The following is a 24,305-nucleotide window of genomic DNA, read 5'->3' as shown; positions in this document are numbered from 1 at the left end:
AATGACCAGAGTAATTACGAATAAACCAGAAGTCCTCGTACCAGCCGGGACGCCTGAAAAATTAAAAGTTGCCATTGATTACGGTGCTGATGCCGTTTATATCGGTGGCGAAGCTTACGGGTTACGGACCCGTGCGGCTAATTTCTCATACGATGATATGGCCGTCGGTGTGGCGTACGCCCACGAACACGATGCCAAGGTCTATGTGACGGCCAATATTGTCGCGCATGAAGGCAATACGGATGGCGCTGGCGAATTCTTCAGAACATTACGCGATATTGGGATTGATGCCGCGATTGTTTCTGATCCAGCATTAATCGAAATTGCGATTACTGAAGCACCAGGCCTTGCTGTCCATTTATCGACGCAAGCCTCGGCCGCTAACTATGAAACCCTCAACTTTTGGCAAAAGGAAGGCTTGGAACGCATCGTTTTAGGTCGTGAAGTCGGGATTGCTGAAATCAATGAAATGCAAAAGCATACGGATGTTGAAATTGAAGCGTTCATCCACGGCGCGATGTGTATCGGTTATTCAGGCCGCTGTACGTTATCCAATCATATGTCACAACGGGATGCCAACCGTGGTGGTTGTGCGCAAAATTGTCGTTGGAAATATGATTTATTTGAAATGCCAACTTTAGGCGATCAAGATTCTGAAATTAAGGCGGATGAAGCCTTTTCGATGAGCGCGGTTGATATGTGTATGATTGAACATATTCCGGATTTGGTTGAAGCGGGTGTCAATAGTTTGAAAATTGAAGGGCGCATGAAGACGGTCCATTACGTTTCGACGGTCGCTAACGTTTATCGTAAAGCGGTTGATAGTTATTGTGCCGATCCCGATAATTATGAACTCAAACCAGAATGGGTCGATGAACTTTGGAAAATTGCCCAACGAGAAATGTCGACTGGTTTCTATTACGGTGCGCCAGATCAAGATGATGAATTGTTTGGTAAGCGCCGAAAACGACCACAATACACGTTTATTGGTGAAGTGCTAGCGTATGATGCTGATCAACAAATTGTGACTGTCCAACAACGGAATAACTTTGGGGTTGATGATACAGTTGAATTTTACGGCCCGAATTTCCGGCACCATCAACAAGTCGTCGCCGATATGTGGGATGACGAAGGCCAAGCCATTGACCGCGCGCCACATGCGATGCAAATCATCACTTTCCACTGTGCCACCCCAGTCCAACCAGGAGACTTTTTGAGAAAACAAAAATAGAAGTACTGACTCAGCCGATTAACTTCTGAGTATAGCCTAAAATCGGACGTTGTGACTGGTATTTAGTCATGACGTCCGATTTGTAGCTAGACGGAAGAAGTTGGCTGAGAAGCACGTTAAAAATAGAAGTGCTGGAACTCACGGGTAGCTTCTGAGCATTAGCCTAGTTTTGTGAATAAGGTCTGGGTTATAGACTTTATTTGCGAAACGTAGCTAAGCGCAGGAAGCTGTGAGTGCAAGCACGTTATCATAGAAGTGTGTTGAGTTGCGGTCAGCAACTGAGCATTAACAGAAAATCACCAGTTATCTTGAACTTAAGATAATTGGTGATTTTAGGTTAGGCGGAGGTTGTTGCAACTCAAAAGCACGTTAAAACTGAAGTGTCTGACTCAAGTTGTTAGACTTTGAGGATTAACCTAGAACTGGGTGTTATGAGTGTTTTTTACTCATGACACCCAGTTCGTAGTTAACCGGAAAAGGCTACTTGAGAAGCACGTTAAAATAAAAGCGCTGATGCTAATACTTTTAGAAATGGACTTTCAAAAAATAATTAGAGTAAAATTAAATGAATTGTTGTAAAATGATTGTAAAGAATAATTTTTATTTGGGGGCATTAATATGGGATTACCGGCAAAAGTTGATACGACTAATATTGAAATATCGTTACGCAGTTCGTTTACAAAAAAGGAAGCTACCGAAATTTCAGAAGTATTAAAAAATGAGATTTCAGTCGATAAAATTGCAATAGTTACTGAAAGAATATTAGCTGATAATCCTGGAATATCCAGTCAATTATTGGCATTGAAAGCAATGGAACATGATTACAAAATGAGTCGTTCAAAGTTTGTTAAGTTGATTTTGGAGAAGGCGATTAAGCAACAAAAAAGAGTGATTAAGGGCGGTTGGAATAGCTAATTATGGGGAAATTAAGTGACTTTAAGGAATGGATCAAAAAAGTATTCAACTTTTTTTCAAAACATAAAGAAGAGATGGCAGAGTTTACAGTAATGGTAATTAATATATATAACAAGGTTGCCGAGGAAAAAAAGAAACAAGCAGATAGAAATCAAACACTATAGTATACTTTTAATCGCTTGTGGATAGATAGTTTCACGATAGTTATTTATTGAGAAAATACAGTCAGTTTAATTAATAAAGCGAACATCTAGCCTAATCGTTAGATGTTTTTTTGATAGGTCTAATGAATATCAGCCATGATATGGTATGTTAGTAGTGAACAAAGTCAATTTGTGGGAATACTTTAATTAGGAGGAAAGCAATGCTTGCCTAAAAGAAAGGACTGCTTTCTGGGCCAGATTCGTTTTTGAGGAGCATACTAAATAGTGTCAAAAAAAGTCGAATAATTGCCTGGGGAATAATTGCTATTGGTACGTTGAGTTGCGGGTTATTATATGTCAAATACCAATATAACAGTTACCAATGTCAATGCTTAGACAAGGTCCATTATACGAATAGGTCACACCTGTTCGTATAACTAACGCGCGGGCCGCTTAGTATGGCTTACAAAAAAATAATTGACCTAAAAGTAATCAGTCATTTTAAATTGTGAGTCAATCAAAGGCGATCAGATGGAAAAGAAATTTAGAAACGGGCTAATTGCCGGGTTAATTGTTTTTATAACGGTATTAATTGTGGGAAGTTTGAAGCTACAGGGCTTGACCTATAAAATAACGATTATCGGAGCATTACTGCTGGCGGGTCTTTTAATTAATCAGCTGATTAAGAAGTAAGAGATGCGTTAATAATAGCTAGTAACACCCCAGTTAAAGTAATTAAGCACTGTCGAGTAACCGATATAAACATTATAAAGAATGGCCACAATACAAACGAGATAGACGATTTTATAAAAGGTATTCAATCTTTTATTCCGCCACATGATAATTGGCGCCACAAAAATACCTAACGGTGCAATAACAAATAAGAGACACGATAAGATGAGGAGAATCAGACCCTCATCTTTTGTTTTTTCAATTTGGTTATTTACCTGGTTTAACTTTTTGGTTTCTATTTTGATTTGTGGGTCATTGGTAGCGAGTTTTTCACGTAGGTCCGTATTTTCCTAGAGCACCCAAGCTACTTGCTAATTGAAATCCGTTATTTGAGTTATACTAGGGCTAAATAAAAAACAAGTGGAGGTCACCAGTTGGCTAAATTAAAAAGAATACTGGATCAACATCCGTATATTAGTTTGTTGGTGATTGTGGTGCTGTCTAGTTTAGTTGGGATATTGGTTGAATATATTGTCAATCGTGATTTTATAAAAGACGGTTTCGGGACGACAGGTTTCGTGGTTCTAATTGCTTTAGGGATGATTAGATGGCAGCGTAAATAGCGCCGGCCATGCAAAATGGTTATCTGCATCTCCCAAAGCGACAATCGAGTGAAATGAGATGTACTAATATTAAGAAGAGGCTAAAAAAATAGTCCAACAATTACGGCCTGAATGGCGAATTGTTGGACTATTTTAATATTTATTAAGCGAGTGGATCGTTTTGAGCTTCTTGATAACGTTGTAGCACATAAATTGCGACAATCACCAAGACGGCACCGGCTAATTCAACCCAACTGAATAGCGTGTGGAAGAAAATCATACTCAAGATGAAAGTAATGATGGGTTGAATCGCGTCCACGATACTGACGACGGTGGCTGGTGCGAAGTTTAAACTGTGGAGCAGTGCTAAGAAGGCGAAGACTGTCCCGATTAAAATGACGGCAAGAATCGCTAATATTCCAGAAGCGTTTAACGTGGGTGGTGCTTGCCAGAATGGTCGGTAAATATTGAAGAGGACCCCACTGATGAACATCCCCCAGCCAAGAACTAAAATTGGTGATTTTTCTTCAACGATTGGTTTAGGTAGAACGACGTAAAAGGCGGCCGTGACCCCGGATAAAACACCCCAAATCAATGAATTAAGCGGCACCGTTAAGGTATTGAGATTGCCCTTTGTGATGGCGAGAAAAACGCCGATTAAGGCAATTCCGAAAGCAATTAAATCAACTTTATTGGGCCATTTATGCGTAAAGGCTAATGTGCCTAAAACGATGAAGAGTGGGCTTAAGTATTGGAGAATCGTGGCCGTGGCTGCGTTACCGGTTTGAATACTCATAAAGAACGTGTAGAGATTCCCCATAATTCCGAAGAGCGCGTAGGCGATCAGCCAAGCGGTCAAGCGTTTTGATTTAAAGATACTGAAAATATCGAGTTTGAATTTAAACGCTCCGATAATCAGTAGAATCAAACCCGCGCCTAACGTCCGCACGGATAAGAACCAAGTGGCCGGAATTTTTTGACCCTGTGAAATAAATTCTAGAATCGTGCCGGAAACACCCCAAAGTGCCGACGCCATAGTGGCCCAAAACATCCCTTTTGCGATGTTCTTAGGCTGTACTTTATTATTCATCTTAACTTAACCTCGTTATTTTTATGTTTTTTGCTAAGGTTTAATTATAAAGCAAATGGCACACATTAGCTATTTAGAAATGACAGACCACCCACTTTTTTTCAGAAAATAGGCATAAAATGTTCATATTTAATCGCTAATATTACAAGTACTAAAGTGATTAAGGGGTTTGAAACGATGCGAAAACGAATTAAAATAATATTAGCGGTTCTTATTAGTTGCTTGGTAATAGGCGGATTAGTCTATCAATTTACCGGTGTTAAAACATTTTTTAATAAAGATATTTTGAGTACTGCTCAAATTAAAAAGAATATCGGTAGCAAAACGATTAAAACGCGGGCCACTAAACAGAAGAAGCTGACCGCGGCCTACCAAGCTAAATTAGATTCTGGTGATTATACAAGTGCCAATCCGTATGTCAAAGTCAATCCATACGGGACGTCACCTTTGAGTGCTTTGGTTGTTTTCAAAACGGATTCGGCGGTTAAAGTCTCGGTTGAAGTGGTCGGTAAAACCGCTAAAACCAGTATTAAGAGTAACGTTGAAACCAGCTACCAAAAGAAGCATACGATTTCAGTCTTAGGGTTGTATGCCGACTATCAAAATAAAGTTAAATTAACGTTAACCGATAAGGACGGCCATAAAACGGTTAAGACGTTGACGATTAAGACGGATGCTTTACCTGAAGCCGTTCAGTCGATGTCTTTAAAGGTCACTAAAAATGATAAGACGAAGATGTCAATCGGCGACAGTAATCTAACCTTCTTGGTCCGTTCAACGCAATACCCAGTTGGCGTCGATGCCGATGGTCAAATTCGCTGGTATTCAACGAATTATGTTCAACACATTTTTAAAGTGTTAAGCAATGGTCATTTACTCTATTTGACGAAACCGGACAATGCCGACCTCGTCTATAATGATTTGGTTGAAACCGACTTTATGGGTCGTGTTTATCAGGAATATAAATTCTCAACGGAAACCAAGAGTAATGAATCGGCGAATAGCAAAGATGAAACCACGATTATTCACCATGATGCAATCGAATTGCCGAACCACAACCTATTATTAACCGTGTCGGATGGCGGTTCGAAATACGTCGAAGATACGATGGTCGAAATTTCACGAAAAACCGGTAAAGTCGTTAAGGTCATCGATCTGAAGAAGTTGTTGCCCGCTAAACTGTACAAAGAGTACAAGGCAACGAAACGCGCCGATGGTAAGTTGGATTGGTTCCATCAAAATTCAATTGATTACGATACGAGCGATGATAGCATTGTCATTTCAAGTCGTAGTCAAGATACCATCATGAAATTGGATTATCAAACGGGCAAGATTAAATGGATTTTCAGTAGTAAGGCTGCCAGCAAGTGGCCAGCACGTTATCGGAAGTTACTATTGAAAGCGGCGGATGCCCAAACCACCTTCACCGGTGGCCAGCACGCAGCCACCATTTGGGCCACTAATGAAACTGACCAGAAGCAACTGGTCCTCTTTAACAATAACGTTGCGATTTCAAATGGTGATAAAAAGACGAGTGGTCAATATTCGGAAAGGGTTAGTTATCTGATTGATGAAACCAATAAGACGATTAAGAAAACGTGGTCATATGGTAAAACATTAGGTAAAACTAATTTCAGTAACGTGATTGGGAGCAATCGAAAGATGACCAATGGTAATTATCTGATTGATTTTGGCTTTAATAATGCCGGGAAAACCAGTCACATTGTCGAAGTTGATCCGACGACCAATCAACAAGTGTTCAATTTAACGTTTACGAATTTTGGTGCGAAAGGTTACGCGTATCGCGCAGAACGTTTTGCGTTATATTCAAGCAACTATCACTTTAAATTATAATCAGAAATAAACAAAAAATCGACGTCCCGCTTAGGGTTATCAAGTGGCAGGCCGATTTTTTGATGAGTTCAATAATGTGACTAGATTTTTGATTGATATTCATATATACTTATAGTAACAATAAAAAAAGAAATGGGTGAAGCGATGTCTATATCAAGGATGAAACAAACAATCATTCAAATGGGCTTAATTTTAGTCGCGTTAGAAACAATCACAGTTGGGATTAAATTATTCTTTGCACCACATGAAGTTGCGGCTGGTGGCGCGACGGGGATTGGGATTTTGCTAAAGGAAGTTATGGGTTGGCAAATTTCGACCGTCGTTTTTGTGATTAATATCGGGATGTTGATTTTGGCCTACTTCTTGTTGGATAAAAAAACAACGCTTAAGATTTTATTTGGAAGTTTGATGTTACCTGTCTGTTTGGCGATTACACCGCAAGTGATGGTGGTTGAAGATAAGATGTTAGCCATTATCATTGGGAGTGTGATTTACGCAGCGGGGATTGCCTTGTTATATCGAATTGATGCCTCAAGTGGGGGCTCAACAGTCCCACCTTTAATTTTTAAAAAGTATTTTAACATTAATACCGCCGTCAGTTTATTGGTGGTGGATATGCTCGTTTGTTTCTCGAACGTCTTTGTATCGGGATTTGAAACATTTATGATGGCGACTTTTTCTTCCGTGATTACGTTAATGACGATGAATTACATTGAAACTGGTTTGAATCGTAAGAAAATGTTATACGTGATGAGTAATGATCAAATTGCTGAAATTCAGGCGCATTTGCTCGAAGAAGAAGAAGTTGGCGTCACGATTTTTGACGTGACCGGCGGCTACACGAACGAAGGCAAACAAATGTTAATGTTAGTGGTAACCAACCAAGCCTATCAACATATTATCAACGAAATTCACGCGGTTGATCCAAAGGCTTTCACAATCGTCGGTAACGTCGCAGAAGTCAGAGGCGGCAGTCTATAGATAAAAGTTGCTGATAAACCGGTTAGCTTCTGAGTATAGCCTAGAATCGTAAGTTATGACGAGTTAGGTCATGACTTATGATTTGTAGCTAAGCACAGGGACCTTTGCACCGAAGCGCGTTATCTCAATCATGCGACTTATAAAAGCCCATCAAAAAACGTGTCCTCACAGAATGAATGGCGAGGACACGTTTTTTATCTTTTATGATGAGATTAATGATTAAAATAATATTGGGCTTTTAAATTTTGGATGGTTAACATGATTAGTAAACTAATGACGTAGAGGGTTGAGATGAAAATCATCACCATCATCATTGAATAGTGATCGAGTAACCAACCAATCATAACGCTGGAAAAACCACCGATGCAGCGTCCGACGTTCATGATGACGTTGTTGGCCGTTGCCCGGACTTCAGTGGGATATAAGCGGCTAACAACTGCGCCGTAGCCGGCGAACATCCCGTTTGAGAAGTAACCGACCAATGCGCCGACTAAGAGTAAGGTTGGCATGTCTTTGGGTAAGGTCAAAATATAAACACCTAAGGCTGAAGCGACTAAGAAGAGGCCAAAAGCGATGCGGGGCCCGATGCGGTCTAGAATCCAACCGAAAGTTAGCATCCCGGCTGACATGCCGACAATCGTGGCTAACATCCAAGTGGATGAACCAGCAACACTAAGGTGCAATTGTTGTTGCATCATAGTCGGTAGCCAATTCATTAAGCCGAAGTAACCGGCAATTTGGACGACGGCCATCACCATTAGTGCGACTGTTTGGTAAGCTAACTGAGGTGTTTTAAATAACGCTTTGATTTGGCCTTTAGGTTGCGTAGTCCGATTAGTGAAGGTGGTGCTTTCAACTAAATGGCGGCGAATGAAGAAGGTGATGACAACGGGGAGTAATCCGAATAAGAAAAGAGCGTGCCAACCGAATTGGGGTAAAATCCAAGCGGCTAAAAGTGCGGCCAAGATAGCGCCGATTTGGCCAGCAACCCCAACGAATGACGAAACACGACCGAGTTGTTTCTTGGGGAAACTTTCGGCGAGAACGGTCATGCCGATACCGTATTCACCGCCAGCACCAATCCCAGCAAGGAATCGACAAAGATAAATTAAGGGGAGACTGTTGGCCCAAAAGAGGGCGGCCGTTGCGAATGCGAAGATAAAGATAGTATAGGTAAAGGTCTTAATGCGCCCGACGCGATCGGCTAAAACGCCAAAAAAAACGCCACCTAACAACATCCCGATATTAGTAATCGTTGCAATCAAACCCGCCTGTGTGCCGCTGAGATGTAAATCAGCGATAATCGACGATAGCGCGAAAGACAAGAACATGACGTCCATGTTTTCGAGTCCAAAGCCCGCCGTTGTTGATGCGACGACCTTAGACTGGTAGCTTGATAAATGATGTTGGCTGTGTGCCGTGATAGGTTTCATATTCAATTTTCCTCCAAAAAGGCCGCTCTCTGACGGCCCTTATTTTGTTCCAAGTAAGCTTAGCACAAAAGAGGCGTGAGGCGCAAGTGATGATTTGGCGTGTAAGCGGTTAAAATTAAAGGAGCAAGGCTTGACCAAGTCGACGTAACCCTTTAAAATTAGGGAGAACAATATAATTAGGGAGGTCATAATATGACAGATGTCAAACGCAAAAAGTTTACCTTTCCAAGTGCCTATACGGTCATTTTGTTAGTGCTCTTATTGGTGATGATTTTAACCTATTTTATGCCGGCTGGGAAATATGCAAGTTTGCAATACAATACTGATAGCAATCATTTTACAATTACCTCGCCAACCGGTAAAACCAAATCTGAACCGGCAACTCAAGCGACGTTAAAGAAGTATAACGTTAATACGAGTTTAGCGAAATTCAAGGATGGATCGGTGTATAAGCCGGTTGCTATTCCAAATACGTACCAGAAATTAAAGAAAGCTAAAAACGGGCTCTTTGGGGCAGTGACACAATTTTTAAATGCGCCAATTCAAGGCCTAGCTGAAACGATTGATATCATCACGTTCGTCCTAATTTTAGGCGGGATCGTGGGGGTCGTCAATAAAACCGGTGCGTTCGCGGCCGGAATGGCGAGTTTGTCAGTTCGATTGAAAGGTAAAGAAGCTTGGTTAATCGTGATTGTGACGAGTCTGATTTCTTTAGGCGGGACCACTTTTGGTTTAGCCGAAGAAACGATTGCCTTTTATCCGATTCTTGTGCCGATTTTTATGGCGGCGGGTTATGATGCGATTGTCGCGATTGCGGCGATTTATCTCGGTAGTTCGATTGGGACGATGGCTTCGACGGTCAATCCGTTTTCCGTCGTAATCGCCTCGAATACGGCCGGAATTAGTTTTGCCGATGGGATGGGCATGCGGATTGTGATGCTGGTATTAGGCACGGCCATCTGTATTTTCTACACAATTCGGTATGCTGAAAAAGTTAAAAAGGATCCAACCAAGTCATTGATTTATGCTCAAAAAGCAGAATTAGAAGCGCATTTCTTAGGTGATCAAGATAGTAATGAAGTGCCTAAGTTTGATTTTCGTAAGAAATTAATGTTACTGATTTTCGCAGCGGGCTTTGTGGTCATGGTTGTTGGCGTTAAAGAGTGGGGGTGGATGTTCAGCGAGATTTCGATGCTCTTCTTAGGCATTACTTTCATCTTAGCCTTTGTTTCGGGTCTCTCGGAAAGTGATTTCGTTGGCGAGTTTGTGACCGGCGCGTCTGATTTATTAGGGGTGGCATTGGTCATTGCGTTAGCCCGTGGGGTGACGATTATTATGGAACAAGCCCAAATTAGCGATACATTATTGTTCTGGCTGAGCAACGGTGTATCACATATGAGTGGGGTTCTCTTCTCAACGGTGATGTTCTTCGTCTTCATCTTGCTCGGCTTCTTTATCCCATCAAGTTCTGGATTGGCTGTCTTATCGATGCCAATCATGGCACCGTTAGCCGATGTTGTCGGCGTTAATCGCGATGTGATTATCAGTGCCTATAACTGGGGTCAAGGGATTATGTCATTCATCACACCAACTGGTTTGGTCTTGGCATCGTTAGCGATGGTCCACGTGACGTTTGATAAATGGTTGAAATTTGTGATGCCGTTAATGATAACAATTGGTATTTTGGCAATTGTGTTATTGGGTGTCAGTGTTTATCTATAAAGTTAAAAATAAAAGGCTAATCCATGATGGATTGGCCTTTTTGTGTGAAAACGTGTTAACTTAAACAGTCTTTTGCGTTTAACTACAAAATCAGCCACACGATTAAACATCTAATCATGTGGCTAATTTTTAGGTTAATCCTCAAAGACTAACCGGTTAAGTTAACACGCTGATTTAAAACGTGCTTCCCAAGCCAACTTCTTCCGTCTAGCTACAAAAAGAAGTGTGTCACCAAAAATCGGTAACACACTTCTTTTTTAGGCTATACTCAGAAGTTAACCGGCTTGGGCAACACTCTGATTAATAGACCTTAAATTCTGTTAGTGGCCAGTAGCGTAGTTTGACGACGCCTTGGATGCCGTTGTATTTTTTCGAATTGTCGCTGATGAAACCGACAGCTTTGTAGCGGCTGTCTTTTGAGACCGTTCGGTTATCACCCATCACGAAATAATGGTTGGCCGGCACGGTACTGCGGCCTAATAAATCTTTCAGGTCAAATGACGAATCGGTTGAATTCGGTTTGACGGTGAAGTAATTAGAACCGGCGAGATAGGTTGAATAATCAGCCTTATATTCTTTTAAATAAGGTTCGCTAACTTTCTTATTGTTAACGTAGAGTTGATCTTTGTCGAAGCGGACGGTATCGCCTGGTAAGCCAATGACCCGTTTGATGTAGAATTCACCGGGGGCATCAGGGGCTTTCAAGATGACGACGTCGCCACGTTCAACTTTCGTGTGGCGTAAAGCAATTACCCGATCGTATTGAGAAAAGTTGGGTTGCATTGAAGGCCCAAAAATTTGCTCGTTGGCAATCACAAAGGTGAGCAGCAACTGAGCAATCCCAATCATTACAGCAGATAATAATATGATTTGTAAGACAGATTTCCAGAATTCTTTTGTTTTAGCTGACATTTCCGCACATCCTTAATAAGTCAATAATCTCATTGTACTACAACTAATCAATTGATGACAACGAAATTGTATAGCTGATTAACTAATTAACGTTGCATACGGTGGAAACCTTGTAGGGACTGACGATCGGCTTGAACAGTTGTGCTTGGTTGATGAGTGGGTAGATAGTGGCCCAACATTAAATAACTAATACCCAAAATGCCAATGAGTGGCACCATCCAACTTGCGATTTTACGTAACATATTCAAGACCCCTTTATTTGATGTTAAGTCCATTTTAGCGGGCATTGCTCATCAGCGCCATTGAATCAACTAACGAATCGGCAGCTGGTGTGACAAAGTTGTTAGGTAATTGATAAATCATAAACAGAATTTATCAAGGCAGCGGTGTTCGTGGTATACTAAGAACAATATTGCTTAAGAGGTGAACGGAATGCCAACAATTCAATCAAAATTTACACCGATTTTATTAGGAAGCGACTTTAACGTTTATGGGATGGCGCGTTCGTTTTATGAACTAACGGGAAAACCAGTCCAAGCTTACGCAGGTGCTGAACTAGCACCAACTCGTTATACTAAAATTGTCGATGTCGAAATCGTACCAGGTTTCAGCGAAGATCCCGTTTTTATTGAAAAAATGCGGGAATTAATTTTAACGTACCAAACCCATGATGAACCCGTGATTTTAATCGGTTGTGGGGATGGGTATGCCGAATTGATTGCCAAGCATAAGCAAGAATTGCAAGCTGCTTTTGTTTGTCCTTATATCGATTATGATTTGTTGAAACGGTTAAATAACAAAGAAAATTTCTATCAAGTCTGCGAAGAATACGATTTACCTTATCCTAAAACCAAAACGATTACGCATGAGATGGTGAATGCTGGACAAGTAACGCAACCATTTGGTTATCCAGTCGCATTGAAACCAGCGAATTCAGTTGAATGGTTAGATGTGCATTTTGAAGGCCGTAAAAAGGCGTTCCGAATTCAATCACAGGCTGAATTTGATGCGATTATTCAAAAAATTTACGCTAGTGGTTATACGTCAGATCTAATTCTACAAGATTTCATTCCTGGTGATGACAGTCGGATGCGCGTGTTAAACGCCTACGTGGATCAAAACCACCAAGTGAAGATGATGTGTTTGGGTCATCCTTTATTGGAAGATCCAGCGCCAGCTGCGATTGGAAATTACGTGGCGATTATCCCTGAATATAATGAAACCATTTATCATCAGATTCAAACCTTCTTAGAAGCGATTGGTTTTACGGGTTACGCTAATTTTGATATGAAATTTGACGAACGGGATCAAACCTTCAAGTTATTTGAAATCAATTTACGGCAAGGTCGCAGTAGTTTCTTTGTCACGTTGAACGGTTATAATTTAGCGCAATGGGTGGTTCAAGATTACGTAACGGGTGATTTAAAAGACCAACCAACCGTTTATGGTAATCAAGATGATAGTCAAGCAGCTTTATGGTTAGGCGTGTCTGTTGACGTCTTTAAGAAATATACGCGGGATAATGCGGACAAAGATCGCGCATTAGCGTTAATTAAACAAGGCCGCTACGGCACGACTTTCCAATATGCCAAGGATAATAACGTTAAACGTTGGTTATTGACGAAATGGATGTTGCATAATTATCGTAAGAATTTTGCACGTTATTTTAAAGAAAACAAAGGGTAATTGATGATGAAACAATTTTTTACAGTGCTTGGCGGGATGGGAACGGCCGCGACTGAAAGTTACATTCGGTTATTAAATCAGCGGACACCATCTAAAAAAGATCAAGATTTCTTGGATTATATCGTGGTCAATCATGCGACGATTCCTGATCGTTCGACTTATTTAATGGACCATACGCAACCTAATCCAGCCCCTTACTTATTAGAAGATATTCAACAACAAAGCTTATTGAAGCCGGCTTTTTTCGTGATTGCTTGTAATACAGCGCATTATTTCTATGATGAGTTGCAAGCAGCGGCTTCAGCACCAATCGTGCACATGCCCCGTGAAACGGTTAAGAGTATTCAAACGACTTATCCAACCGCAAAACGGATTGGTATTCTAGGGACTAAAGGGACCGTCACTGACGGTATTTACGACCAGGAGTTGGCGACCGTTGGTTACAAGATTGTTAAACCAAGCGAAGCATTGCAAGAGCGGACGATGGATTTAATTTTTAACGACATCAAAGGTCAAGCGAAGATGAGTGGTGCTAAATATCACGCCATTTTAGAAACGATGATCACTGAAGGCGATTGTGATGCGGTCATTTTAGGCTGTACTGAATTATCATTAGCGCAAGAATGGGCACCGGATCACACTTTTCCAGTCGTTGATTCACAATCAGTTTTAGTTGATCGGTCGATTGAATTGGCGTTGAAGTTACGAGAAAAGTGAGTTTGATGAATGATGGCAAAATTAGTAATTGTTAGACATGGTGAAAGTTTGGCCAACCAATTAAACACTTACACGGGTTGGTCAGATGTACCACTGACGGATAAAGGTCGTTTGGAAGCCCACCAAGTTGGGCAACAACTTCAAGCGACTGGGATTCAATTTGCCCAAGTCCATACATCGCTATTAAAACGGGCGATTTTAACTAGCTATATCATTTTGGAAGAAATGGATCAATTAGCCATTCCAATGACCAAGAGTTGGCGATTAAACGAACGACATTACGGCGCTTTGCGGGGGTTGAATAAAGAAACCACGCGAAGTGTTTTTGGTGTGGCGCAAGTCGCACGGTGGCGCCGGAGCTATACAGCTATTCCACCATTACTTACGCAGGTGTCGCAGGAACGGCGCTATCGATTAGTCCCACTAGCAAGTCGGCCACGGGGCGAAAGTTTGGCCCAAGCGACCCAACGATTATTGCCGTATTGGCAAGATCAAATTGTACCGGGATTAAGACAAGGTCGTGATCAGTTAGTGGTTGCGCATGGGTCGACATTGCGGGCGCTGATTAAAGTCATTGAGCAGATCTCAGATCAAGCAATCGATGGGGTTGAAGTCGCTAACGGGGAGGCATTGTACTATCAATTTGATGCAACACTCCAATTGATTGAGAAAGGACGTTTAGGCTAAAGTTGATGATGAAACAGAAAATAACAATCGCGATTCTGATCGTTGGACTATTTGTTTTGGGAATTGGTGCAACGGCCCACCACTACCGACACCAATTGGTGGTGCAAGCAAGTCAGTCTAATCAACGATTAAAACAAGTGCAACAACAATTACAAACAACTCAAAAGCAATTGGCAGAGCAAGTGGCTAAAGATAATCATTCCGCAATCGATACTCGCAAGACGAACCAGTTAACGGGTGTCCAACAACAAGTATTACAGAAAAAATTAACGGATAGTCATTTTAGTGGCACGATTTTATTAGTTAAAAATAACCGGATTATCTATCAAGACGGTCGCGGTTATGCGAATTATGAACAACAAAAACTAATTACACCGCAAACGACGTATCAGATTGCCTCGGTCCAGAAATCATTGACGGCTGCACTTGTGATGAAAGCGGTCGAAGCGGGTCAATTAAAATTAACGGATAAGATTGGCCAATATTACCCACAAATTAAAGAGGGTCAGAAAATCACCATTCAAATGATGTTGGACATGCAGTCGGGATTGATTGAAACTAAGGCGCCGACTGTTGATTTGACGGAGCAACAACGATTCGCGTTTGCGTTTGATCATTTGAAAGTTCAAAATATTGGCAAACATTTCTATGCGCCAGTGAACTATTTATTATTAACGGGTGTTTTAGAAAAGGTGACCCATCAATCGTATCAACAACTATTTGAAAAACAAGTGAGTGAACCGCTGGCGTTGACGTCATTTGGATTTATGCCAAATAGTATTGCCGGTCAGCAAGCTGTTTCGTATACCGTTGAGAATAATTTTTATGGTGAAGCTGTTCCGGTGCCCATTTTTACGTATACCCGGGAAATTGGCACGGGGAATATGTACGCCACGGCCAGTAGCTTATTTCAAGTTGAACAGGCAATTGTGCAGGGGCGGATTATCAGTAAAAATAGTTTACATCAATTACGGCATACGCAAACTGGTAGTTACAGTGGTGGCGTGTATAATTGGCCAACTTATTTTACGAGTCATGGGGTTGAATCAGGTTACGAAAGTGCCATTCAAATCAGTCAAGACGGCCAATCAGGCGTTGTTCTGTTGTCCAATCAATATAAGGTCAAACCAGTCCCCTTGGTTGGGTTGACGAAGTCGCTGTACCAACAATTCTGTGAAATGCAAACAAAAGCATAAGCAACAAAACAAAGACACGCTAGTCCAATTCGGGCTAGCGTGTCTTTGTTTGATTGATGATTAGGTGATTATTCTAAATAGTCGTTTTTGAGTTGTTCAATTTCGGTTGGTTTCAACGCCATCGCTTGGGTTAGATAATTAGCCATGCTACCGAAATGTTGGTCAATCACATCATAGACGTGGTTGATACTTTCAATCGAGATGGCTTGCGCGTTCATCGCGGCCACTTGCGCATCATTGCTGTTGATTCGTTTTGGTGTTGCAGTGTCTAATCCGAGGACTTGATTCGATAATAAGAAATCATTGGTAATCGTTTCACGGTCGACGCCTAAAGCACTCAAGATTAATAAAGTGCCGACACCAGTTCGGTCTTTGCCGGCCGAACAATGGTATAAAACGGCGCCATCCGTGTCATGATTATTTAATAAGACGGTTAATAGATCACGATAGGCGGCTTGGGCGTGCGCGTCGAGGACTAATTGTTGATACATTTTGTCCATACTTGATAATTCGGGTTCTGCGGATGATTGATGACCGAATAGTCGACCGAATAAACCCGCTTTGGGCGTTGGTTCGGTTGATTGATCAGTAAATGGGAAGACGGATAAACGGTGGTAAGTCACGAATTGTTCATCAAACGGATCGGGTGCGACTTTAATTTCGTGGCGTGATCGAAAATCAACGTCGAATAAGATGCCATATTGAATCAAACGTTGGATATCATCATTGGTCAGTGCGTTTAAACTACCGGAGCGTAATAATTTATGCCATTTAATGGTACGACCGTCCGCTGTTGGATAGCCGCCGAGTTCGCGCAGATTGTTGCTACGGGTGAGTTCTAAAACGCGTTGATGCTCTTGCATACTAATCAGTCCTTTGCTGTTTTATTCTAAGTACTATTGTATAACGAAGTTGTCGAAAAAACAGCAACAGTTTAAACGTTCGGTTTCTACTAAATAAGGAGCGGTACTGAAAATGAATTTTTAATAAGAGCTAATTGACGTATCACTAAAAATTTGCTATAGTTTTAACAATTTTAAAATAACTAATTTTAGCGGTAAAGCGAACAATTGGTTAGCTTTTCAACACTTAAGTTCATGAATGGAGGAAGATTTATGTCTGCATGGGAAACAAAGTTTGCGAAAAAAGGGTTTACGTTCGATGATGTGTTATTGGTCCCCGCTGAAAGTCACGTATTACCCAACGAGGTTGACCTTGGTGTTCAATTAGCCAAGAATATTAAACTGCAAACACCGATCATGAGTGCGAGCATGGATACCGTTACCGAAGCACCAATGGCGATTGCGATGGCCCGTCAAGGTGGGTTAGGTGTCGTTCATAAGAACATGAGTATTGACCGTCAAGCTGACGAAGTGTTAAAGGTTAAACGTTCAGAAAATGGGGTCATTATTGATCCGTTTTATTTAACGGCTGATAAACCGGTTAGTGCGGCGGATGATTTGATGCGTAAATACCGAATTAGCGGGGTACCCATTGTTTCTAATCTAGATGATTTGAAATTAGTTGGGATTATCACCAATCGGGATTTACGCTTTATCACCGATTTCTCTGCTGAAATCGGCACAGTAATGACGCGTGAGAATTTGGTGACTGCGCCTGCTGGGACTTCATTAGTTGAAGCTGAACAAATCCTCCAACAAAATCGAATTGAAAAGTTACCATTGGTCGGTGATGATGGTCGGCTAGCGGGTTTAATCACGATTAAAGATATTGAAAAAGTACAAGAATTTCCGAATGCGGCTAAAGATCAATACGGTCGTTTATTAGTGGCTGCCGCAGTTGGTGTCACGAGTGATACGTTCGATCGGGCCGAAGCGTTGTTAAAAGCCGGGGCCGATGCGATTATTATTGATACGGCGCATGGTCATTCAGCCGGCGTCTTACGTAAGATTACCGAAATTCGCGCTAAGTTCCCTGAAGCAACTTTAATTGCTGGCAACGTCGCAACCGCTGAAGGCACCCGCGCATTATACGATGCCGGTGTTGATGTGGTTAAAGTTGGGATTGGCCCTGGTTCGATCTGTACGACTCGGATTGTGGCCGGTGTTGGGGTCCCTCAATTAACCGCAATTTACGATGCGGCAAGTGTCGCCCGTGAATATGGTAAGACGATTATTGCCGATGGTGGGATTAAATATTCTGGCGATATCGTCAAAGCATTGGCGGCTGGTGGCAACGCCGTGATGCTGGGTAGTATGCTAGCTGGGACGGATGAAGCACCTGGTGAATTTGAAATTTATCAAGGTCGTCGGTTTAAAACATATCGTGGGATGGGTAGTTTAGCAGCCATGTCACACGGTTCTTCAGATCGTTACTTCCAAAGTGGCGTTAACGAAGCGAACAAACTAGTCCCAGAAGGAATCGAAGGGCGCGTTGCGGCCAAAGGTGCTTTGGGCGATGTCATCTATCAATTATTGGGTGGTTTACGTTCAGGGATGGGTTACGTCGGTGCGGCTAATTTGATGGCATTACAAGATGATGCGCAATTTATCCAAATCTCAAATGCCGGTTTAACGGAATCACATCCGCATGATGTTCAAATTACCAAAGAAGCGCCTAACTACTCAGCACGTTAAACGTTGAATTAGCGGTTAGTCTTAAAATTTGCAGTATCGGAATCATTAACGTTAAAATAACAATGATCCGTTCTCGATTAGGAGAACGGATTTTTTGGCTAACAATTGCGGATTTAAAGAATTCTTTAACCCTAAAAACCGAATAGTTTGTTACAATGATAGCGAATCACTCGAAATGAGTTTAAATTAAAACGAGGTAAACTAAATGATGAAAATTTTAATTGTTGATGATGATAAAGAAATTGTTGAATTATTGAGTATTTACGTTAAAAATGAAGGTTACGATCCAATCCAAGCGTTTACCGGTAAAGAAGCTTTAACGAAGATTGCGACTAACCCAGATATTGATTTAATGATTCTAGATATTATGATGCCTAATATGAGTGGGATTGAAGTCATTAAAGCGGTGCGCAAGGATTCCCAAGTGCCGATTATTGTCGTCTCAGCCAAAACAACCGATATGGATAAAATTCAAGGGTTGATTACCGGCGCGGATGATTACGTTTCGAAGCCCTTTAATCCGCTTGAAGTCATGGCGCGGGTTAAATCACTTTTGCGTCGGAGTCAACAACACGTCACGACTGAAGTCCCAGATATTTTGGAAGTCGGGCCGTTGGTGATTAAACGCGATTCACACGAAGTCACGACGATTGCGGGCAAACAAATTCAATTGACTGCACTCGAATTCGGGATTCTCTATCTATTGGCGAGCCATCCCAACCGAGTCTTTTCGGCGGACGATATTTTTGAACGGGTCTGGAAACAAGAAAGTATTGTATCGGCGAAGACGGTTATGGTCCACGTCAGCCATTTACGGGATAAGATTGAAGAAGCCACTGACGGTGAAAAAGTGATTGAAACCGTCTGGGGCGTTGGTTACAAGGTCGAGGTCTAATGGACGAACAACATAATAATCAACCCTTAAAAAAAGTCGCGTTAACCGGTAAAGAAAAAAGTGAACTATTCGCCGAAGGGGTCGTTACAGTCATATTGTTATTGCTGTTAAACCTCTCAATCATGGTGCTTTTACAACAAGCGATTATCACTAACCCGCAATTGCGGGGTGGTGTTTGGATGATTAAAAACGCCATCACCATCGGACCGAATGAATGGCATATTTGGAGTTGGCAGAATTGGTTTGTCGTCTTAATGGCGGTGGCCGATATTCTCGTCGTCTATTGGCGTCTTATTCGGCGGTACCACCAAATGCAAATGTGGCACGTCATTGGTGAACTACATTTCATCGCGGACGGCCATTTAGAACACCGAATTAATTTACGGGTCAATCGTGATTTACAACGGGTAATTGACAGTGTGAATACGCTAGTCGATAGCACCGTGCGGTCGATGGACGAAGAACGCAAGATTGAAAAGAGTAAAGATGAACTGATTACCAACGTCAGCCACGATTTACGTACGCCGTTAACCTCGATTATCGGTTATTTGGGTTTAATTGAGGATCAGCAATATCAAACGCGTGACGAATTAACGAAATATACGCACACGGCTTACGTAAAAGCCCAACAGATGAAGGTGTTAGTCGAAGATCTATTCGAATATACGAAGGTCCGTCAAACGTCGACACCGATTACTAAAACAACGTTTGATATGGAACAGATGTTGGAACAATTAGCGGCGAGTTTCGAATTAGAAGCGCAGAAAAAAGGGATGCAAATTAACGTGCAATGTCATCCAACCCCGTTAATGATGGAAGCTGATACTGAAAAGTTGGGCCGGGTTTTTAATAACTTATTAGCGAATGCTTTGAAATACGGCAAAGGCGCCAATCAGATCACGTTAGAGGCTGAAAAAATCGGGCAAGAAGCGATTATTAAAGTTTCAAATGACGGTCAACAGATTCCCAGTGATTCATTGAGTCAGTTATTTGATCGTTTCTACCGAGTTGAAGCATCCCGTTCGCAAGAAACCGGTGGGACTGGGTTAGGCTTGGCGATTTCGCAGAGTATTATTGCGTTACATGGTGGTTATATTTATGCGGATTCAACGCCAGAATTAACCAGTTTTGTGATACACTTACCTTTAAAGTTAGGTCAGCCAGTTAAGGCTGATACTCACCATAGTCAGGAGTAAGATTGTGTTTAAAAAAATAATCCAGTATCTCATGGTTGGTCTGTTAGTCGGTGCGCCAGCCAGTCTTGCAATGCAAACAACGGTTAGTCAGGCAGTAACTGCAACGACGACCCCGGCGACATTACCAACCGCCCCTAAGATTGATGCGAGCGCCGCGATTGCCGTTGATGCTAAATCGGGCCAAGTTTTGTTTGAACAAAATGCAGACCAAGCGTTGCCAATTGCGTCGATGACTAAAATGATTACAGCCTATATTGTGCTGACCCAGATCAAGCAGGGTAAATTGAAATGGGAACAGACGATTAAACCCGATACCACGATTTACAAGTTGAGCCAAGACAAAGATTTAACCAATGTGCCATTGCAAGCTGAGGGGCAATATACTGTCCGCGAGTTATACCAAGCGATGCTGATTGCGTCGGCTAATGATGCCGCGATGATGTTGGCCAACGCGGTTGCCGGTTCGCAAAAGGACTTCGTCGATTTGATGCGGCAACAGGTTAGTCAATGGGGCATTCAAGATGCTAAGTTATATTCCGTTTCAGGGTTAAACAACGAATATTTGACGGGTGCCATGTATCCGGGTAGTGCGAAAGATGCCGAAAATGAAATGAGTGCGGTCGATATGGCGATTGTGGCTCAGAAGTTATTAACTGATTTTCCCGACGTGTTGACGACGACCAAGCAAGCAAGCTTCACGTTTGGTTCTAAAACCAGTGATGAAACCAAATTTACGACGTTTAATTTAATGTTACCCGGTCAAAAGAATGCGTCGACCGATTATGTCGTTGATGGGTTGAAAACCGGCACAACTGATAAAGCGGGCGACTGTTTTACGGGAACGGCGACGAAAGAGGGTCAACGAATTATCACGGTGGTCTTGCACGCTAACGGGAGTGATACCGGGCGTCGATTTATCGAAACGGGTAAATTGATGACTGACGTTTTTGATAATTGGGCACCACAGACGTTGGTGAAACCGCAAGCCAGTATTGCGGGGTATGAAAAAGCCACCGTTAAATACGGTCGACAAGCGACGGTGCCATTAGTGGCCAATCAAGCGATAATGCTCTGGTTGCCGAAAGGTGCGACGAGCAAGAACGTTGATTGGCAGTACCAAGCCGTCAAAGGTGGTACCAAGCGTCAAGTCCAAGCACCGATTAAAAAGGGCACCATGGTTGGTCAAGTTAGTCCGCAAATTGCTGGGACGACAACGCGCTTCTTAAAAACGCAACCCACTTATTCATTAAAGACTCAAAAAGCTGATCCGAAGGCCAATGTTTTTGTCTTAATTGGGATTGGGGTTAAAGAGTTTTTTACTGATTTATTTTAATTAGAAACCAGACGCGTCATCAGCCTAATTGAAGGTTGACGGCGCGTTTTAATTTGGCCGAAAAATGGCTGATTATGCTATACTTAATTCAATTCACAGTGATTCACTAGGAGGATTCAGATGGCATTAACACTCGATGCATGTATATTACTTTTGAAAGAACATCATTTATTAAAAAGCGTGGCTTTAAATGATCCAGCCACTTTAAATATGACCGCAATTGCGTATGACTCCAGAAAAGTAACGGAAGAGACCTTGTTTTTCTGCAAGGGCAATTTCCGACCCGTATTTTTAACCAATGCTAAGGCACAAGGGGCGGTCACGTACGTCGCCGAACAACCGATTCCCGAAGGTAATGGTATGAACGCATTGATTGTTACCAATGTTCAAAAGGCGATGGCAATCCTATCGGCAGCCTTTTATGATTATCCGCAAGATGATTTGTTCATTATTGCCTATACCGGTACGAAAGGAAAAACGACGGCGGCCTATTTCACGCAAGCTATTTTGCAAGAAGCCACGACCCAAAAGACGGCTTTATTCTCAACGATTGATCGCGTATTAGGTCCTAAGCCGGAACAACGGTTTAAATCGGATTTAACCACGCCGGAAAGTTTGGATTTATTCCACGATATGCGCGAAGCCGTTGAAAATGGGATGACGCATTTGGTCATGGAAGTGTCATCGCAAGCGTACAAGAAAAATCGCGTGTATGGTTTAACTTACGATGTGGGCTTCTTCTTAAACATTTCACCAGATCACGTTGGTCCGAACGAACATCCGGATTTTGCCGATTATTTACACTGTAAATTACAGTTATTAGTCAATTCACGGCTTTGTGTGATCAATGCGCAAACGCAGAACTTCGCCGATGTTTATGCGGCTGCGCAAGCCACCACGAATCCGACAGACATTTATCTATTTGCGGAAACCGCTTATCAGGCGACCGAAGCCGTTGAAATTGATTTTCGGTTTGAAAATTTAGAAATGAGTTTGGCCGATAGCCGGTTTAAGGTCACAGCCGTTTCGAATCAAGCTAACGCGTTAGGTGTGGCGGGAGATTATCAATTGCGATTGATTGGTGATTTTAATGAAAGTAACGCCACAGCGGCCATTATCGGATCCGCGCTAGCGGGCGCTGATTTAAAACAAGCACAACAAGGGATTCGTCAATTACAAATTCCCGGCCGGATGGAGACCTTAGCGGTACCTAACCACGGTCAAGTCTATGTCGATTACGCGCATAATTACGCCAGTATGAAGGCGCTATTGAGCTTTTTACAAAAAGAATATCACAATTCTAAGTTGATTGTGGTTGTCGGGAGTCCCGGTGATAAAGGCGTTTCACGTCGGGCCGGCTTTGCCCAAGTCCTCAATGAATATGCAAATCAGGCCATCTTAACGACCGATGATCCCGCGTATGAAGATCCGGCCGCGATTGCCGCCGAGATTCGGGCTGGAATTGATGAAACGAAAGTCCAAACAACGGTCGAACTCGATCGGGCGGCTGCGATTGAACAAGCGATTGAAACGAGTCACCCCGGTGAAATCGTGGTATTAGCCGCTAAAGGTGCGGATGCTTATCAAAAAGTACGCGGGGTGGATACGCCGTATGCGACGGATATGGTGATTGCCAAACAAGTCGCGGACCGTCTTAAAAAATAGGCCAATTAATTCTTAGTGAACAATTTTAAAGAATTCGTAAATCTAGGTAAACTAACTTGCACTATACTGCAACTATCCTTAAAATAAAGGTGTAGTAAACGGTTGCGAAGGAGGAGTTATGATGAAAAGAGTAGCAGTGCTTGGGACGGTTTTAATGACCGGATTAATATTGGGGGCTTGCGGTCAACAAACGACTAGTCAGTCAACTGATAATACTGATCAAAGTTCGGTATCAGTTAGTTTGAAAAAGCGCGAAAGTCGTGTGGCTAAACGTGAAAAACAGGTTTCAAAAGCCTCTAGTCGTTTAGCTGCTAGTCAAAGTCAGTCGGATGCAACGACTGAATCGACGACTTCATCAGCCACGAGTGAACAATCAAGTGTGGCTACTACAACGAGTTCAGCGACGGCCACTAATAGCAGTACTGCGGCAACTAGCCAAACACCGACAACCAGTCAATCAACTTCAAAAACGACTAGTACAAGTGGTACTCAAAATACAAATCCAACAACGCCAACCCAACCGACGACAATCGATGGCAATCAAGCGATTAAATTAGTCGTTCAACAAGCGGGGCAAAAGTTTGGGCAATCTGCCTCTTATTTGAATAACGGGTTGATTACACGTGAGGGGCAACAAGGCTATTTAATCAATATTTATGCGCCTAACGAAGATGCACCAAGAGCGGGATACTTTGTGACTCAAACGGGTCAAGTTGAACAAATCTGGTAATCATGAGACAACAAAAAAGTCGAGAATTAATTTCTCGGCTTTTTTGTT

General features: G+C 42.2%; 23 protein-coding genes. 18 read left to right on the top strand and 5 right to left on the bottom strand.

Annotated elements, in window-relative coordinates; translation table 11 throughout:
- The first annotated feature begins 1 nt into the window (after position 1).
- The 5 genes from ACVPPQ_RS03275 to ACVPPQ_RS03255 all read left to right on the top strand — a co-directional run bounded on the left by ACVPPQ_RS03275 (position 2) and on the right by ACVPPQ_RS03255 (position 3,584).
- The gene (locus tag ACVPPQ_RS03275; protein ID WP_463495685.1) at positions 2–1,231 is read left to right on the top strand and encodes a peptidase U32 family protein; all 1,230 of its coding nucleotides are present in this window, start codon (positions 2–4) and stop codon (positions 1,229–1,231) included.
- A gap of 618 nt (positions 1,232–1,849) precedes the next feature.
- A complete protein-coding gene (locus ACVPPQ_RS03270) occupies positions 1,850–2,146 on the top strand; it encodes a hypothetical protein (protein WP_463495684.1) in 297 nt (98 codons plus the stop codon).
- Positions 2,147–2,148: 2 nt separating this feature from the next.
- Complete coding sequence (locus ACVPPQ_RS03265) at positions 2,149–2,310, top strand: hypothetical protein (protein WP_463495682.1); 162 nt, start codon at positions 2,149–2,151, stop codon at positions 2,308–2,310.
- A 510-nt stretch (positions 2,311–2,820) separates the two neighbouring features.
- Positions 2,821–2,982 carry a hypothetical protein gene (locus ACVPPQ_RS03260; protein WP_463495681.1) on the top strand — a complete coding sequence of 54 codons (162 nt, stop codon included), beginning with the start codon at positions 2,821–2,823 and terminating at the stop codon, positions 2,980–2,982.
- 413 nt (positions 2,983–3,395) lie between these two features.
- Complete coding sequence (locus ACVPPQ_RS03255) at positions 3,396–3,584, top strand: hypothetical protein (RefSeq protein WP_254680368.1); 189 nt, start codon at positions 3,396–3,398, stop codon at positions 3,582–3,584.
- A gap of 142 nt (positions 3,585–3,726) precedes the next feature.
- On the opposite strand, the gene ACVPPQ_RS03250 is transcribed toward ACVPPQ_RS03255, so the two are convergent.
- Positions 3,727–4,653: a DMT family transporter gene (locus ACVPPQ_RS03250; RefSeq protein ID WP_254680367.1), complete on the bottom strand. Its 927-nt coding sequence runs from the start codon at positions 4,651–4,653 to the stop codon at positions 3,727–3,729.
- Between the two features lie 177 nt (positions 4,654–4,830).
- On the opposite strand from ACVPPQ_RS03250, the gene ACVPPQ_RS03245 reads away from it, so the two are divergent.
- Positions 4,831–6,507 (top strand): aryl-sulfate sulfotransferase, encoded by a 1,677-nt coding sequence (locus ACVPPQ_RS03245; protein ID WP_463495679.1) that lies wholly within the window; start codon positions 4,831–4,833, stop codon positions 6,505–6,507.
- 144 nt (positions 6,508–6,651) lie between these two features.
- Complete coding sequence (locus ACVPPQ_RS03240; protein ID WP_463495677.1) at positions 6,652–7,488, top strand: YitT family protein; 837 nt, start codon at positions 6,652–6,654, stop codon at positions 7,486–7,488.
- 212 nt (positions 7,489–7,700) lie between these two features.
- Here the strand turns inward: ACVPPQ_RS03240 and ACVPPQ_RS03235 are convergent, their stop codons facing one another.
- Positions 7,701–8,921: an MFS transporter gene (locus tag ACVPPQ_RS03235; protein WP_463495676.1), complete on the bottom strand. Its 1,221-nt coding sequence runs from the start codon at positions 8,919–8,921 to the stop codon at positions 7,701–7,703.
- Positions 8,922–9,113: 192 nt separating this feature from the next.
- On the opposite strand from ACVPPQ_RS03235, the gene ACVPPQ_RS03230 reads away from it, so the two are divergent.
- Positions 9,114–10,643 carry a YfcC family protein gene (locus ACVPPQ_RS03230; RefSeq protein ID WP_254680170.1) on the top strand — a complete coding sequence of 510 codons (1,530 nt, stop codon included), beginning with the start codon at positions 9,114–9,116 and terminating at the stop codon, positions 10,641–10,643.
- 300 nt (positions 10,644–10,943) lie between these two features.
- Here ACVPPQ_RS03230 and lepB read toward each other — a convergent pair whose 3' ends face one another.
- Positions 10,944–11,555, bottom strand: a complete 612-nt coding sequence (gene lepB, locus ACVPPQ_RS03225) for a signal peptidase I (RefSeq protein WP_254680171.1) — start codon at positions 11,553–11,555, stop codon at positions 10,944–10,946.
- Positions 11,556–11,641: 86 nt separating this feature from the next.
- The gene (locus ACVPPQ_RS03220; protein ID WP_463495674.1) at positions 11,642–11,842 is read right to left on the bottom strand and encodes a hypothetical protein; all 201 of its coding nucleotides are present in this window, start codon (positions 11,840–11,842) and stop codon (positions 11,642–11,644) included.
- Between the two features lie 145 nt (positions 11,843–11,987).
- On the opposite strand from ACVPPQ_RS03220, the gene ACVPPQ_RS03215 reads away from it, so the two are divergent.
- Genes ACVPPQ_RS03215 through ACVPPQ_RS03200 form a run of 4 tightly spaced genes read left to right on the top strand, consistent with a single transcriptional unit; the run spans position 11,988 to position 15,841 of the window.
- Entirely contained in the window at positions 11,988–13,241 is a 1,254-nt protein-coding gene (locus ACVPPQ_RS03215) for a carboxylate--amine ligase (RefSeq protein ID WP_463495672.1), read from the top strand.
- Between the two features lie 6 nt (positions 13,242–13,247).
- Positions 13,248–13,958, top strand: a complete 711-nt coding sequence (locus tag ACVPPQ_RS03210; RefSeq protein WP_025082624.1) for an aspartate/glutamate racemase family protein — start codon at positions 13,248–13,250, stop codon at positions 13,956–13,958.
- A 12-nt stretch (positions 13,959–13,970) separates the two neighbouring features.
- Positions 13,971–14,645: a 2,3-bisphosphoglycerate-dependent phosphoglycerate mutase gene (locus ACVPPQ_RS03205; RefSeq protein ID WP_254680173.1), complete on the top strand. Its 675-nt coding sequence runs from the start codon at positions 13,971–13,973 to the stop codon at positions 14,643–14,645.
- 8 nt (positions 14,646–14,653) lie between these two features.
- A complete protein-coding gene (locus ACVPPQ_RS03200; protein ID WP_463495670.1) occupies positions 14,654–15,841 on the top strand; it encodes a serine hydrolase domain-containing protein in 1,188 nt (395 codons plus the stop codon).
- Positions 15,842–15,909: 68 nt separating this feature from the next.
- Here ACVPPQ_RS03200 and ACVPPQ_RS03195 read toward each other — a convergent pair whose 3' ends face one another.
- A complete protein-coding gene (locus ACVPPQ_RS03195) occupies positions 15,910–16,704 on the bottom strand; it encodes a tyrosine-protein phosphatase (protein ID WP_025082626.1) in 795 nt (264 codons plus the stop codon).
- Between the two features lie 252 nt (positions 16,705–16,956).
- On the opposite strand from ACVPPQ_RS03195, the gene guaB reads away from it, so the two are divergent.
- The 6 genes from guaB (at position 16,957) to ACVPPQ_RS03165 (ending at position 24,257) form a co-directional block, all read left to right on the top strand.
- Entirely contained in the window at positions 16,957–18,438 is a 1,482-nt protein-coding gene (gene guaB / locus ACVPPQ_RS03190) for an IMP dehydrogenase (protein WP_463495668.1), read from the top strand.
- 208 nt (positions 18,439–18,646) lie between these two features.
- Positions 18,647–19,333 (top strand): response regulator transcription factor CroR, encoded by a 687-nt coding sequence (gene croR / locus ACVPPQ_RS03185; RefSeq protein WP_025082628.1) that lies wholly within the window; start codon positions 18,647–18,649, stop codon positions 19,331–19,333.
- Positions 19,333–20,529 carry a sensor histidine kinase gene (locus ACVPPQ_RS03180; RefSeq protein ID WP_463495665.1) on the top strand — a complete coding sequence of 399 codons (1,197 nt, stop codon included), beginning with the start codon at positions 19,333–19,335 and terminating at the stop codon, positions 20,527–20,529. The genes croR and ACVPPQ_RS03180 overlap by 1 nt, the downstream gene beginning before the upstream one ends.
- 4 nt (positions 20,530–20,533) lie before the next feature.
- Positions 20,534–21,862, top strand: coding sequence for a serine hydrolase (locus tag ACVPPQ_RS03175; RefSeq protein WP_463495663.1), 1,329 nt, complete (start codon positions 20,534–20,536; stop codon positions 21,860–21,862).
- Between the two features lie 120 nt (positions 21,863–21,982).
- A complete protein-coding gene (locus ACVPPQ_RS03170; RefSeq protein ID WP_463495661.1) occupies positions 21,983–23,527 on the top strand; it encodes a UDP-N-acetylmuramoyl-L-alanyl-D-glutamate--2,6-diaminopimelate ligase in 1,545 nt (514 codons plus the stop codon).
- A gap of 121 nt (positions 23,528–23,648) precedes the next feature.
- Positions 23,649–24,257 (top strand): hypothetical protein, encoded by a 609-nt coding sequence (locus ACVPPQ_RS03165; RefSeq protein WP_025082631.1) that lies wholly within the window; start codon positions 23,649–23,651, stop codon positions 24,255–24,257.
- Positions 24,258–24,305: the final 48 nt, after the last annotated feature.

This window comes from Latilactobacillus parafuchuensis, assembly GCF_055271665.1.
Note: the sequence above shows the minus strand (reverse complement) of the source record. Positions and strands in the feature narration are given on the sequence as shown.

Bases quoted from the DNA above. Each gene is read 5' to 3' on its own strand.
- ACVPPQ_RS03275 (WP_463495685.1), top strand. From the start codon at position 2: ATGACCAGAGTAATTACGAATAAACCAGAAGTCCTCGTACCAGCCGGG.
- ACVPPQ_RS03270 (WP_463495684.1), top strand. From the start codon at position 1,850: ATGGGATTACCGGCAAAAGTTGATACGACTAATATTGAAATATCGTTA.
- ACVPPQ_RS03265 (WP_463495682.1), top strand. From the start codon at position 2,149: ATGGGGAAATTAAGTGACTTTAAGGAATGGATCAAAAAAGTATTCAAC.
- ACVPPQ_RS03260 (WP_463495681.1), top strand. From the start codon at position 2,821: ATGGAAAAGAAATTTAGAAACGGGCTAATTGCCGGGTTAATTGTTTTT.
- ACVPPQ_RS03250 (WP_254680367.1), bottom strand. From the start codon at position 4,653: ATGAATAATAAAGTACAGCCTAAGAACATCGCAAAAGGGATGTTTTGG.
- ACVPPQ_RS03245 (WP_463495679.1), top strand. From the start codon at position 4,831: ATGCGAAAACGAATTAAAATAATATTAGCGGTTCTTATTAGTTGCTTG.
- ACVPPQ_RS03240 (WP_463495677.1), top strand. From the start codon at position 6,652: ATGTCTATATCAAGGATGAAACAAACAATCATTCAAATGGGCTTAATT.
- ACVPPQ_RS03235 (WP_463495676.1), bottom strand. From the start codon at position 8,921: ATGAAACCTATCACGGCACACAGCCAACATCATTTATCAAGCTACCAG.
- ACVPPQ_RS03230 (WP_254680170.1), top strand. From the start codon at position 9,114: ATGACAGATGTCAAACGCAAAAAGTTTACCTTTCCAAGTGCCTATACG.
- lepB (WP_254680171.1), bottom strand. From the start codon at position 11,555: ATGTCAGCTAAAACAAAAGAATTCTGGAAATCTGTCTTACAAATCATA.
- ACVPPQ_RS03220 (WP_463495674.1), bottom strand. From the start codon at position 11,842: ATGCCCGCTAAAATGGACTTAACATCAAATAAAGGGGTCTTGAATATG.
- ACVPPQ_RS03215 (WP_463495672.1), top strand. From the start codon at position 11,988: ATGCCAACAATTCAATCAAAATTTACACCGATTTTATTAGGAAGCGAC.
- ACVPPQ_RS03210 (WP_025082624.1), top strand. From the start codon at position 13,248: ATGAAACAATTTTTTACAGTGCTTGGCGGGATGGGAACGGCCGCGACT.
- ACVPPQ_RS03205 (WP_254680173.1), top strand. From the start codon at position 13,971: ATGGCAAAATTAGTAATTGTTAGACATGGTGAAAGTTTGGCCAACCAA.
- ACVPPQ_RS03200 (WP_463495670.1), top strand. From the start codon at position 14,654: ATGAAACAGAAAATAACAATCGCGATTCTGATCGTTGGACTATTTGTT.
- ACVPPQ_RS03195 (WP_025082626.1), bottom strand. From the start codon at position 16,704: ATGCAAGAGCATCAACGCGTTTTAGAACTCACCCGTAGCAACAATCTG.
- guaB (WP_463495668.1), top strand. From the start codon at position 16,957: ATGTCTGCATGGGAAACAAAGTTTGCGAAAAAAGGGTTTACGTTCGAT.
- croR (WP_025082628.1), top strand. From the start codon at position 18,647: ATGAAAATTTTAATTGTTGATGATGATAAAGAAATTGTTGAATTATTG.
- ACVPPQ_RS03180 (WP_463495665.1), top strand. From the start codon at position 19,333: ATGGACGAACAACATAATAATCAACCCTTAAAAAAAGTCGCGTTAACC.
- ACVPPQ_RS03170 (WP_463495661.1), top strand. From the start codon at position 21,983: ATGGCATTAACACTCGATGCATGTATATTACTTTTGAAAGAACATCAT.
- ACVPPQ_RS03165 (WP_025082631.1), top strand. From the start codon at position 23,649: ATGAAAAGAGTAGCAGTGCTTGGGACGGTTTTAATGACCGGATTAATA.